The sequence below is a fragment of the Burkholderia sp. WSM2230 genome (genome assembly GCF_000472445.1).
Lineage (GTDB): Bacteria > Pseudomonadota > Gammaproteobacteria > Burkholderiales > Burkholderiaceae > Paraburkholderia.
The window spans coordinates 1-12,698 of record NZ_AXAJ01000021.1 but is presented as its reverse complement, the minus strand read 5'-3'; the positions used below and the strand labels follow the sequence as shown (position 1 = coordinate 12,698).

8 protein-coding genes are annotated in these 12,698 nt (G+C 61.8%); 1 reads left to right on the top strand and 7 read right to left on the bottom strand.

All coding sequences use genetic code 11. The annotated features are described in order from the left end of the window. Positions 1 to 4: 4 nt before the first annotated feature. From A3AC_RS0127050 to edd, 3 genes are all read right to left on the bottom strand, one after another. Complete coding sequence (locus A3AC_RS0127050; protein ID WP_025602548.1) at positions 5 to 1,399, bottom strand: GntP family permease; 1,395 nt, start codon at positions 1,397 to 1,399, stop codon at positions 5 to 7. A 248-nt stretch (positions 1,400 to 1,647) separates the two neighbouring features. Then, entirely contained in the window at positions 1,648 to 2,289 is a 642-nt protein-coding gene (gene eda, locus A3AC_RS0127045; RefSeq protein ID WP_025602547.1) for a bifunctional 4-hydroxy-2-oxoglutarate aldolase/2-dehydro-3-deoxy-phosphogluconate aldolase, read from the bottom strand. A gap of 137 nt (positions 2,290 to 2,426) precedes the next feature. Then, the gene (gene edd / locus A3AC_RS0127040; RefSeq protein ID WP_025602546.1) at positions 2,427 to 4,352 is read right to left on the bottom strand and encodes a phosphogluconate dehydratase; all 1,926 of its coding nucleotides are present in this window, start codon (positions 4,350 to 4,352) and stop codon (positions 2,427 to 2,429) included. Positions 4,353 to 4,641: 289 nt separating this feature from the next. On the opposite strand from edd, the gene A3AC_RS0127035 reads away from it, so the two are divergent. After that, the gene (locus A3AC_RS0127035; RefSeq protein WP_025602545.1) at positions 4,642 to 5,487 is read left to right on the top strand and encodes a MurR/RpiR family transcriptional regulator; all 846 of its coding nucleotides are present in this window, start codon (positions 4,642 to 4,644) and stop codon (positions 5,485 to 5,487) included. 113 nt (positions 5,488 to 5,600) lie between these two features. On the opposite strand, the gene A3AC_RS0127030 is transcribed toward A3AC_RS0127035, so the two are convergent. The 4 genes from A3AC_RS0127030 to A3AC_RS30820 form a co-directional block, all read right to left on the bottom strand. Beyond that, on the bottom strand, positions 5,601 to 7,361 hold the full coding sequence (locus A3AC_RS0127030; protein WP_025602544.1) for a methyltransferase domain-containing protein: 1,761 nt from the start codon (positions 7,359 to 7,361) through the stop codon (positions 5,601 to 5,603). Between the two features lie 7 nt (positions 7,362 to 7,368). Continuing rightward, complete coding sequence (locus A3AC_RS0127025) at positions 7,369 to 9,207, bottom strand: peptide transporter (protein WP_025602543.1); 1,839 nt, start codon at positions 9,205 to 9,207, stop codon at positions 7,369 to 7,371. A 77-nt stretch (positions 9,208 to 9,284) separates the two neighbouring features. After that, complete coding sequence (locus tag A3AC_RS0127020; RefSeq protein WP_232231992.1) at positions 9,285 to 10,865, bottom strand: ShlB/FhaC/HecB family hemolysin secretion/activation protein; 1,581 nt, start codon at positions 10,863 to 10,865, stop codon at positions 9,285 to 9,287. A gap of 591 nt (positions 10,866 to 11,456) precedes the next feature. Continuing rightward, positions 11,457 to 12,698 (bottom strand): hypothetical protein (locus A3AC_RS30820; RefSeq protein ID WP_035475978.1); only part of this gene is annotated, 1,242 nt, incomplete at its 5' end.

Below are 12,698 nucleotides of genomic sequence, written 5' to 3'. Positions count from 1 at the left end.
CTCCTTACAGGACCGCCGCTAGCGCGAAGGTCAACAGCAAACCCATCAGCGAAATGATGGTCTCGAGGAGCGACCATGTCTTGAAGGTCTGCCCCACCGTCATACCGAAGTATTCCTTGATCAGCCAGAAACCGCCGTCGTTCACATGCGAGAAGATCAGCGAGCCCGAGCCCGTTGCCAGCACGAGCAGCTCCGGCTTAACCTGAATCGCGCTTGCGGCGGCGATAGGCGCGACAATGCCGCAGGCGGTGGTCATCGCGACCGTCGCCGAGCCTGTCGCCAGACGGATCAACGCCGCGACAAGCCAGCCGAACAGCAGCGGCGACAGATGCGCCGAAGTCGCAGCGGCAACGATTTCCTTTGAAATGCCGCTATCCATCAGCACGCGCCCAAAACCGCCGCCCGCGCCGACGATCAGCGTAATACCCGCGATCGGTGCGAGACATTCGCCGCAGAACTTCTGGATCTGATCGCGATTGAAACCGCGGCTAGCGCCGAAAGTCCAGAAGCTGACCAGCACGGCGATCAACAGCGCCACGTCCGAATTGCCGACGAAATGCAGCAAATCGTTCGGCAACGTCTTCGGCGTGAACACGAGGTCGGCCCAACTGCCCACCAGCATCAGGATCACCGGCAGCAGCACCGTGAAGAGCGTGATGCCGAAGCTCGGCAGTTCGCGCCTGGGTGCAGCGCTCGCACCGCCCGGCGTGCCCGACAGCGCGACTTCGTCCTTGTTGAGGAATTGCGCGGCGAGCGCGTTCTGTTCCGGCAGCTTCACATAACGGTTGATCAGCAGCGCAAACAGCGGACCGGCTACGATAGCCGTCGGCACACCGACGATCAGGCCATAGGCAATCGTCTTGCCGATGTCCGCGTGATACTGCTGCACGGCGAGCATCGCGGCCGGGTGCGGCGGAATCAGCCCGTGCACGACGGAGAGGCCCGCGACCATCGGCAGGCCGACGAGCAGCAGCGATTTGTTGGTGCGCTTCGCGACGTTAAAGGCAATCGGAATCAGCAGCACGAAGCCCACTTCGAAGAACACCGGCAAACCGACGATGATCGCGACGACCATCATCGCCCAGTGAATGTTCTTCTCGCCGAACCAGCTGATGAGCGTCGTGGCGATGCGCTCTGCGCCGCCGGATTCGGCCATCATCTTGCCGAGCATCGTGCCCAGGCCCACCACCACCGCGATGTGCCCGAGCGTGTTGCCGTTGCCGGTTTCGAACGACTTGACGATGGTCGCCATCGGCATGCCGGACGCAAGCCCGAGCAGCAGCGACACGATGATCAGAACCAGGAACGGATAGACCTTGAAGCGGGTAATCATCAAGATCAGCAGGGCGATGGCGATCACCCCGTAAACCAGCAGCATGCTGCCGTGAACAGCTTCCATGAAGCTCCTCCTTTGCGTTATTGATTGTGGGTGCGGAAGACGGCAGCCACCTCGTCTCATGGCGACCGGCGTGCGTCAAAAGCTGTGAACCACGCGGTCGCTGAATTTTACTGTTTGTTGTCTTGAAAAGCCCGAGAAACCAGCATGCATATCTGCAACGAAGCCCCGCCGCGACAGCCGAACCGGCTGTGTCGACGAGGCTCTTTCTTGCCTGACTCGCTGACTGACTAGAATGAGGCCGATTGTGACTAGTGAGCGGGCGCGGCCAGCTGGCTCGCGGCGCGAGCGAGACGCGTGACTTCGTCCCAGTTTTGCGACGCGAGTGCGGCTTTCGGCGTGAGCCAGGAACCGCCCACGCACACCACATTCGGCAGCGACAGGAAATGCGTGGCCGTTTCGGCAGTGATGCCGCCGGTCGGGCAGAACTTGAGCGTCGGGAACGGGCCATGAAAAGCTTGCAGCATCGGCACGCCGCCTGCTTGCTGCGCCGGGAAGAACTTCACGATCTCATAGCCGAGTTCGAGCGCGGTGATGATGTCGCTCGGCGTCATCACGCCCGGCAGGAGCGGCAGGCCGGCGTCCTGCGCGGCCTTGTGCATGTCTTTCGTGAGGCCCGGCGAGACGCCGAACTGCGCGCCCGCTTTCTTTGCCTGTGCGCAGTGCTCCGGCTTCGTGATCGTGCCCACGCCGACCACGATGTCTTCGGCCAACTGGCTCGCGCGCTCGATTGCTTCGAGGCCGGCTGCCGTGCGCAGCGTAATTTCGAGCACCTTCACGCCGCCTGCATGCAATGCGCGCGACACGTGCTCGCCCTGCTCGACCGAATCGAACGCGAGCACCGGAATCACGGGGCCGAGGCGGACGATCTCGCTTACTGTTTTCGACGTCATAGTGAAACTCCTTGTTTCTGCCAGTTGCCTGTTGGCTGTTGCCTGTTGGCTGTTGCCTGTTGCCTGTTGGGTCGCGAGGACTGGCTTGCTGGGGTTGCCCGGTTGACCGGCTCAGTTGGCTTGCCTGCGCGACGCTGCTAGCCGGCCTGAGTGGTGCTGGTACGCGTTTCGCCATGTTGAGCGGCGTGCTTTGCTGCGGATGCCGCGTGCTCGCCCTGCGACGCCTGACGCTCGCCGACCATCGGACCGAACACCGACGCGCCCTGCTCCGCCGGCGCCGCGGCCGCACGAAACACGCCGAACAGCTCCCGGCCGAAGCCGACTTCGTTCTCGGCCTGATGCAGCGGCTCGGCGCCGGGCCGTGCGGCCCACTGCGCGGCGTCGATTTCGACATCGAGCACGCCCGCCTCGGCGTCGATCACCAGCATGTCGCCAGTGCGGACCTTGCCGATCGGGCCTTGCAGCAGCGCTTCCGGCGACAGATGAATCACCGCCGGCACCTTGCCCGACGCGCCCGACATGCGGCCGTCCGTGACCAATGCGACATGAAAGCCTTGATCCTGCAACACACCGAGCAGCGGCGTCAAACGATGCAGCTCGGGCATGCCGTTTGCCCGCGCGCCCTGAAAGCGCACGACCGCAACGAAGTCGCGCTTCAGCTCACCGTTGTCGAACGCTTCCTGCACCGCTTCCTGCGAATCGAACACGATGGCGGGAGCCTTCACCTTCCGATGCTGCGGCGCCACCGCCGAAATCTTGATCACGCCGCGCCCCAGCTTGCCTTGCATCAGACGCAAACCGCCATCCGGCTGGAACGGCTCCTTGATGCCGCGCAGCACCGCGGTGTCTTCGCTCGCTTGCACGCCCGGCACCCATTGCAGCTTGCCGTCGATAAGCTTCGGTTCTTCCGTGTAGTGCTGCAATCCCTTGCCCGCGACGGTGTTGACGTCTTCATGCAGCAAACCGCCTTCCAGCAGATTACGCACGAGGAACGCGACGCCGCCGGCTGCGTGGAAATGATTCACGTCGGCCTTGCCGTTCGGGTAGATCTTGGCAAGGAGCGGCACGGCTTGCGACAGCGCGTCGAAATCGTCCCAGTCGATCACGATGCCAGCCGCGCGCGCAATCGCCACGAGGTGCAGCGTGTGATTGGTCGAGCCGCCCGTCGCCAGCAACGCGACGATGCCGTTCACGATCGCCTTTTCGTCGATCACATGGCCGATCGGCATGTAGTTGCCGCGATCGACGGTCAGATCAAGCACGCGCCGCGCCGCTTGCGCAGTGAGCGCGTCGCGCAAAGGCGTGTGCGGATGCACAAAGGCCGAGCCAGGCAGATGCAGGCCCATGATCTCCATCAGCATCTGATTGCTGTTCGCGGTGCCGTAGAACGTGCAGGTGCCGTGGCCGTGATAGGCGGCGGCTTCCGCTTCGAGCAGCGCGTCCCGGCCGCATTGGCCGGTCGCGAACTGCTGGCGCGTTTTGGCTTTGTCGTCGTTCGAGAGACCGCTCGTCATCGGGCCGGCCGGCACGAAGATGGTCGGCAGGTGGCCGAATTGCAGCGCGCCGATCAGGAGGCCCGGCACGATCTTGTCGCAGATGCCGAGGCACAGCGCCGCGTCGAACATATTGTGTGTCAGCGCGACCGCCGTGCTCATCGCGATCACTTCGCGCGAGAACAGCGACAGCTCCATGCCCGCGTTACCTTGCGTGATGCCGTCGCACATAGCCGGCACGCCGCCCGCGAATTGCGCGACGCCGCCGTTTTCACGCGCGGCCTGCTTGATGATGTCCGGGTAGTTTTTGTACGGCGCGTGAGCCGACAGCATCTCGTTGTACGAAGACACGATGCCGACGTTCGGCTCGCGGATCTGCTTGATGACGAGTTTGTCGTTGCCTTCGAGGCCCGCGAAACCATGAGCCAGATTCGCGCACGAGAGCGCGCCGCGCGCCGGGAACTTGCCCTGCGCCTGATGGATGCGGGCGAGATATGCCTCGCGAGTCGGCTTGCTGCGTTCGATCACGCGCTGCGTGACCTTCAACAATTGCGAATGCGGGGAAACCATCTGAGCTCCTTCGTCGCTGGCGGCAGGCGCGTGGGCACTATGCCAGGTAGGTATCGCGGGAAGTCGGACCAACCGACGTCGGCAATGTTAGTAGAAAAACTACACGACCGCAATCCGGATTCCTGCTGCGCTGCGACATCGAGATCAGGCCGCAAACGCTTGATGGGCGGGATTGCGGCGGAAATCTCGTTTGACCTAGGGATAACACCTACGGCGCAAATGTAGTTTTTGTACCTTGCCGGCTATCAGCTATAGTCCACGCATTCTTCAGCATAGTGCGAGTCTTCCAATGATGCTGTCCCAAGTCGAAGAGATGCGCGAGCAATTGCGCCCGTCCGAGCGCAAGCTCGCCGACTACGTAATCGAAGCGCCGCGCGAAGTGCTTGACCTCTCGATGACGGAAGTCGCGGCCCGCGCGGGTGTGAGCCAGCCGACCATCGCGCGGTTCTGCCATGCGCTCGGCTTTTCGGGGTTTCGCGAGTTCAAGATCCGGCTCGCGCAGGGAATCGCCACCGAAGTGCCGGCCGTCTATCGCGACGTCCGCCCCGACGAGCCGCCGCCCGGCGTCGCCGCGAAGGTGCTCGACCGCACAATCGGTGCGCTGATCCAGGTGCGCAACAATCTGTCGACGGATAGCGTCGCGGCCGCCATCGAGGTGCTCGCGCAGGCAAAGCGGATCGAGTTCTACGGCGCGGGCGGCTCGGGCATCGCCGCGCTCGACATGCAGCACAAGTTCTTCCGGCTCGGCATGCCGAGCGTCGCCTATTCCGATCCGCACACCTTCCTGATGTCGGCGGCAATGCTGGGTGAAGGCGACGTCGTGGTCGCCATTTCGAACACCGGGCGCACGCGGGATATCGTGGATGCCGCGAAGTCGGCCGTGGCGGGCGGCGCCAAAGTGATCGCCATCACGCACGGCAATTCGCCGCTCGCACGGATTGCGTCGGTCGGACTATTCGCCAATGTCGACGAAGACACCGACATCTTTTCGCCGATGACCTCGCGCACGTCGCACCTCGCGATCGGCGACATTCTTGCTGTGGGAGTCGCATTGAAGCGCGGGCCGCAGCTCGCGGAAAAGCTGGCTGGCGCGAAGGAGCTCATTTCGCGCAGAAGGATTGGCGCGGAGGCGTGAACTCCTGGTTAGCAGGGGACGCGCCGCTTCGTTTTCTCGAACGCAAAACGAAACGGGCTCCTTGCGGAGCCCGTTTTGCGATTGTGCCTGCCCTATGCGACGAAGAGAGGCTCTTATAGCTCGGCGCCGTCGGATTGCAGCGCCATCAGCAGCCGGCCGCGAAGCCGTGCCACCACCTCCGACCAGTCGCTGCCCGCAAGCCTGCGAAAGAGACGCATGCTGGGATACCACGGACTGTCGGTGCGCGTGTAATGCCAGCGCCAGTCGCCGAAAAACGGCAGCATCAACCATGTCGGCTTGCCCATCGCGGCCGCGACATGGGCGACGGACGTATCGACGGTCAACACCACGTCGAGTGCGGCGATCGCGTTGGCGGTCTCGTCCATGCTGCTCAGTGAAGCGCCGACGTCATGGAAGTTCGCGAGGCGCTTCGCATAGTCCGCGGCTTCTTCGGCGCCCGCCCCTTTTTGCAGACTGAAGAACTCGACGTCTTCGATCTTGAAGAGATCGTCCAGCACAGAGAGAGACGGCAGCGACCGCTGCTTGTCGTTCTCATGCGTAGGCGCGCCCTTGAACGCGACGCCCACCTTGAGCTTCGCTTTGCTCTCCTTGAGCGCGGCGAAAGCGGTCGTTCCAGGCGCATGCAGGAAGGGCACGGCCTGTGGCAGCGCTTCCAGGTCGAGGTCGATATGAGCGGGAATCGCATGCGGATAGGCCCAGTAGTCGTGCTGCGGCAAATCGGCCGCCTGCGCCACGTTGAACACCGCGTCAGCTTCTTTTGAGCGCTCGAACAGCGTGACGAGCGGCGCCTGACAAACCACCGAAACACGTGCAGCGCCGCAACGCTCGCGAAGAATCCGTGCGAAGCGCAGAAAGAAGATTTCGTCGCCCAGACCGAACTCGCTCCAGATAACGATCGACTTTCCGTCGAGCCGCTCGCCGGCCCACGCGGGGATGGTCGACGGCGGTGGGGCTTTCGTGCGGCGCTGCCAGCCGAACTTGCTCATCCACGATTCGCGTGTCTGGAAGCCTTCCCGCAGCTTGCCGCGCGCGATGGTGTGCAGCGCGTGATAGAGGCGCGGCAAATGCTGATCAGGCAAACATTCGATGCAGCGAGCCCACAAGTCGTCGATAGCGTCGATCAGATCCCAGCGCAGCCAGGCGAGCATTGCACCGTGATAGACGTCGAAGCGATACGGATACGACTTCAGCGCGAGTTGCCAGGCGCGCAGGCTTTCCTGTGCGTCGCGCGCTTTTGCGGCGACGTCCATCATTTCACGCGCGCTCGGCACCGCGCGTTTGCGCAGAACGATTTCGATTGCGCATTCGGCAAGGCCACGCGCCGTCTGGTCGACACTCGCGCGCCGCTCGTCGTAGTTCTCGCGCACCAACGAGACCCGCTCGCATGACGCAATCGGCGAAAAGGCACACACCAGATCGAGCACGTTCACCGAACCCGGCAGCGTCTTCTCCGGCTTGCAGATCGTGAAACTGACCTTGTGCTCGCGATTAAAGGGACTCGGCCACTTGGCCTTTTCATACAGATCTTCGTCGGGCACGGTCAGAATTGCATAGCCGCCCGGCTTCAGCAGTTCAAGCCATCTGGCGAGAGCCTGAAAAGGATTGGCGATATGTTCGAGGCAGTGACTGGAATGCACGAAGTCGAACGATGCGTCCTGCGCGCCTGCCATGCGCAGAGCGTCGCCCTGCGCCTTGTCCCATGACACGATCTCCGTCACGCGCGGGAACACATGCGCGTGAGCGTTGAGCGGATCGTCTCCTGCGCCGATATCGATACCCTTGCCCACGAAGTAGTGCTGCTGGAAGGCGGGATCGCGCGCACGGCGCATCGCGGATTTACTGGTCTCGTTCATGCTCGCCTCACTGCACCTGATGCATCTTGTCGAGCCACAGCGTTTGCATGCGCTCACCTAGAATTTCCGGGCGGCCCTGGAAAATCAGCTTCTCAATGGCCTTCGGACCAGCCAGCGACGCAGCCAGCTCGCGACGCTCCTGTACGTTTTCGATCAGGCGCAACGCAGAGGCTTTGTACTCATCGTTCGTTTTGGTGATAGTCCACTTCGGAAAACCGAGGCGGCGGAACATGCCTTCGTCGATATGCTCATGCACTTCGCGGCCGGTCTTGCAGACACCGACGAGCCCGGCCCACACCGTATCCACGATTCCATTCGTGTTGCCGAACGGGAACGGATTGAGGAACAGGTCGCAACCGGCAATCACGTTCATGTAACCGGCGTAGCCCTGATGCTTGTGCACGACGGCGTTCTTTCCGAGCAACCGACGAATCAGATTGCGCACTTGCGGAAACACGAGACCCGTTGCCTGGCCCACGAGGAAATGGAACTCGACCGGCACACTGGCTTCGCGAGCGATCGCGGCACAGGTGTTGAGGAAACCGGGGTTCAGCTTGATCGTCGTGCCTGCCACCGCGATCCTGACTACGTTCGACGGCGCTTTTTCAGTCGGCAGATTCAGCTCGAGCATGGCCGCCGGGGCGCGGTACGGCATGCCGTCAGAAGGCAGCTTCAGCAGCTTCTCGCTAAAGCAGGCTTCGTCGCCGACGTAGTCTTCTTCCACCACCACATAGTCCATAGCGTGGCCGTGGGTCGTGGCCGGATGGCCCAAAGCCATCAATTGCAGCGGCGCGACGCGGAAGCACGCCATGACCATGGTGATCGGGAACATGCCGACGCTGGGCATGTACATCATCTGCGCGTTGCGCGCTTCGCTCATGTCACGCACCTGACGCGCGACTTCCCACACGTTCGCGCCCTCGAAAGGAATGAACTCGTGGAATACCGCTTTGCCGGCCTCGTCAACGCGACCGTCGTAGCCCATGCCCACCAGATGGAACTTGTCACGCATCGCGACGAGGGTCTGCGAATGCGTACGGTAGATCGAATGATTCTTGGAGAACCACTCGAGCACGACCAGCACGACCGGCTTCTCGCCTTCCACTTTGGCCGGCTCGCGCTTCACGTCGGCGATTCCGAGTGCTTCGAGCTTGCGGCGGATCAACGCGTTGATCGGCTTCTTGATGTCGTGCTTGGACGGCAAGTCCGCGTAGCTGCAGTGCATGTAGACGTCGTGCAGGACACCCATCGGCAGAGAATCGATGCTCTCGATCTGCTCGAGCCGTTCCGGCAACCAGCGCAACAGCAATTCGCGCTTCTGATGCGCCGAGGGCGTGCCGAGGAAGCGCGACGACATGATGGTCATCGCGAGCGACGCTGCCATTTTCTTGTCGAGGTTCCACAGCGCGTCCCAGTCGAGACGGACTTCCGATTCCGGCAAATAAAATAGCTGGAACTTGCGGACTTCGCTGTTGCGCAGCTCGATGGCGTGGCGCGCGTCTTCATTAACGCCAAGCGAACGGAGAATGTGATCGGCGTTGCGGAACGGGCTGGCGGCAAACATGGCAGCGAGCCAACGCTGGAACAACACCGTGCGCGCAATGCCCGCTTCGGAGAACGTGAACTTCGGATCGGTCACGAGACTCGTGATCGCGGATGTGAGACGCGCGAGCAGGTGATCGTCCATGATGTCCTGCGCTTCGTTGGACTGCGCCCATACGTCGACATCCATCAGGATGCCGTAATGTTGATCGATCTTGTTGAGCAGTTGCAGCAGTTCACGGCTCGCCTTCTCGTGTTCGCGGCGATAGCAAAGATATTCGAACTTGTTGATGCTGAATTTCATGAGACTCTCTCTGGGAGGAATAACGTATTGCTTACGATGAAGTGATCGGCGCAAAAGGCAAAAGGCGCCGTCGACAGTTAGTGTTTCCAGGTAACCGACAGCCAGTACTGGAGGGGCTTCTTGCCGGGCTCGACCCAAGAGGCCGATGAAAAGCCATAGGGTTTGGATACCGATGCCGAGACGGTTGCACCGATCGGCGTAAGCCAGTCGACGCTCGCGCCATAGCCCGCCAGCGTGCGGGTATTAGTGACACCCGGCACTCCGACGTAGCTCTGTTCCCAATTGGCCCACGGCGAGTGATTCACGCGGCCGATGGCGAAGTCGGAGAAAACGCCCAGCTGAAGCTGGTGGCCGGTCGCAACGGGGAAGCGCTCGTACAGGCCGGCGTTGATGACGACACCTTCGTCGAACGACACTTCGTCGGCGCGATAGGCGCGGACGGCGTCGGGACCGCCGGCGGTGAGCTTTTCGCTTGAGTCGAGGTTGCGGCTCGCCAGTTGCGAGTTGACCCGTCCGGTCAGGAAGAGATTGCCGCTGCGCGTGAGCGCGTAGGTGCCGAAGCCGAAACCGGTCAGCTTCGCGTAGTTGCCCGCGCGGTGGGGACCGGCGTCCAACGCGGCGTCGTCGTTGCGCTGATGACCAATCGTCAACGCTGCCTGCCCGCTCAAAATGTTGGTGCGCAGTTGCTGCGGACGATCGCCGTTGTCGGCTTGCACGGAAAAACGCACAGAGTCGAGCGTGCTGTGCGAGGCGAAGCCGTAGTCCTTGTAGGTCGTCGCGGCCTGGCTATGCAGGACAGACGCGGCGCCCCAGACATTGGCATCCAGACCACGCATGAACGGATAAAGCACGCCTGCCTGACCCGTGGTGGCGACACCCGCGACCGGGGTACCCGCGTTGATCGTGTACTGCTGGCGCGTGACGCCGCCGGTCAGACGCAGGCCATCGTCGAAGATCGGCACGCTGCCGGTCAGCGAGCCCGTCCACATCTTCTTGTCGGTGCCCATGAGCGTGAATGCGTAGCTCTCGCCGGCGCCAAAGTAGTTGTTGCCGGAGGCGGTGACGCCAAAACGATAGCTGCCCGTGGACTCGATGCCCTGGTTGTCCATGATGAGGTCGGCCTGCATCGGCTTGCCTTTTGCAGCAATGCTGAATGTCACTTCGATATCGCCCACGCCTCCGCCCGGCGAAAACTGCGGGGCTTTTTCGATGGCGACACCGGGCACGTCCTGCAGCAGCTGCGTGGCGCGTTCGAGGCGCGGCATGCTCAACATGCAGACGCCGTTGACCTGATCGCCGTGGCACAACGCGCGTGAGATGAGACGCTGCAAGCGGGCGTCGTCGACGCGCGACTTGTTCTGGACCACGATCTTGCGGATTCGGCCCGGATACACGGTGAACACAGGAGCAGCGCCCTTTTGGGCAGCACGCCAGTCGTCATCGGTCATCAAGACCTGGACGACCGGAAAGCCGCCTTGACGCAGCGCGTCCGTTAGACGGTCCGACCAGCGGTTCACATCGGCGAGATTGGCGGGGACATTACCGAGCGTTGCTGCCTTGTCGCGCAGCAGCGTGATCATCGTTGATTCGTCGCGGCTACCCGCGGGAATGACCTTGAACGCTACATCTGCCTGGGCCGCTGCGAGGCCTGCGCTCATAGTTGCGACAGGCTCCGCGTGAGCGACTCCTGCCATCAGCAGCGGCAGCACCCACATTGCGCGAGTGATCTGCCGATTTACTTCGTTTTTGCGCCACAACATTTAATTAACCCTGAACTCAGATCAAATACCATGGCGTCACGATTTACGGAATTTGTGCCGAAACTGCGTCGCCCCATGAATAAGAGATTAAGAGTCCGGCGATTCGAAGCGAATAGGACTATTCCAAAAAAACTCTGAGCATCGCAAAAAAGTTTTCGGAGTAGGGTTGGACTTTTTGCTGTGCTAGACTTGGATCGCAGGAAAATTCGCTGTGCTTTTGGATAATGCAAATAGGAATAGTCCGAATTAGTCGACGGCCGGCCATTTTTTAATGCTTGGATGGTCTTTATGCGTTGATCGCGGATTTGATTTGTTGCCGCTGCCAAGCGCTTTTTAAAGCGAAACAAAAAAGGCGGTGCACATGGCACCGCCTTCAATTGACGAACTGCGAGATTTGTCAGTTGATCGTCCCGCGAGAGCGATCAACCGACTGCCATCTCACCGTGCCTCACGCCCGCTTCGCAGCAGGCGCAAGGCGCGATCCGAGCGTCAGGCTGCGCTCTTGATCGTGGCGCGTACCGTGCTGCCCGTGGGCGCGAGGCCCATCTTCAGCCAGCCGTGCGACTTGACCACGTATGCCTTGCCGTCCTTCACGCCGCTTTCCGTGTAGAAGTACTCGTGCGTCTGCATGTTCACCGACAGGTCCGCCTTCGTCTTCTGCTGCGGATCTTCGTACGTGAAATGCTTCACACCTTCGGCGCCGTCGCGGTACGCCAGATGACGATCCAGCACGCCAGCATGCGTGAACAACTGCACGTCGGCCGAGTTCGTCGTCATGTCGACCGTCACGTGCTCCAGCTCGGCATCGGCCCAGAACACCGGGTCGCCAGCTTCCAGCGTCAACGCCTGTCCGGCGTCCAGATACCAGTGCGCCGACAGCATGTCGCTCATGAAGTAGGCAGCTGCACCGCCCATGCCAATTGCGCCGATCGCACCCGCGGCGATGCCGCCAGAGCCGCCGCTGCCGCCGTTCGAGCCGCCGACGGAAGATGCGCCGCCGTTGTCGACAGGAGGCACGTTGCCACCGTTGTTGACCGGAGGTGTATCGCCGCCGTTGCTGCCGCCGGTGTTGTCGCCGTTGCCGCCGCCGTTAGTGCCACCGTTGCCACCGTCGGTGTTGCCGCCGTTGGTGCCGTTGGTGCCGCCGTTGGTGCCGTTGCTGCCGTTGCTGCCGTTGCTGCCGTTGCTGCCGTTGCTGCCGTTGCTGCCACCGTTATCGCCCGGGATGAGCACCGTACCGTTGTCGATGATCACGACCGTGCCGTTGTCAGTCGTGTTCACGTCGCCGTCGATGATCGTGCCATTGCCGTTCGTCGAGTTGCCCGAGATGTCGGCCGCGCCGTTACCCGAGATGTTGATCGAACCGTTCGGATCGACGATCACGCCCGTGCCATTGGTCGTGTTGCCACTGATGTTGATCGTGCCGTTGTCCGTCACGTTTACATCGCCGTCAATCACCGTGCCATTGCCGTTGGTCAAATCGCCCGAGATGTTCGTCGAGCCGTTGCCGGAAATGTTGATCGAACCATTCGGGTCAACGATCACGCCAGTGCCATCGGTCGAGTTGCCGCTGATGTTGGTCGTGCCGTTGTCCGTGGTGTTGATCGAACCGTTGATATCGGTGCCGGTACCGTTGGTCGAGTCACCGCTGATATTGGTCGAGCCGTTACCCGACGTATTGATCGAACCATTCGGGTCAACGATCACGCCCGTACCATCCGTGCTGTTGCC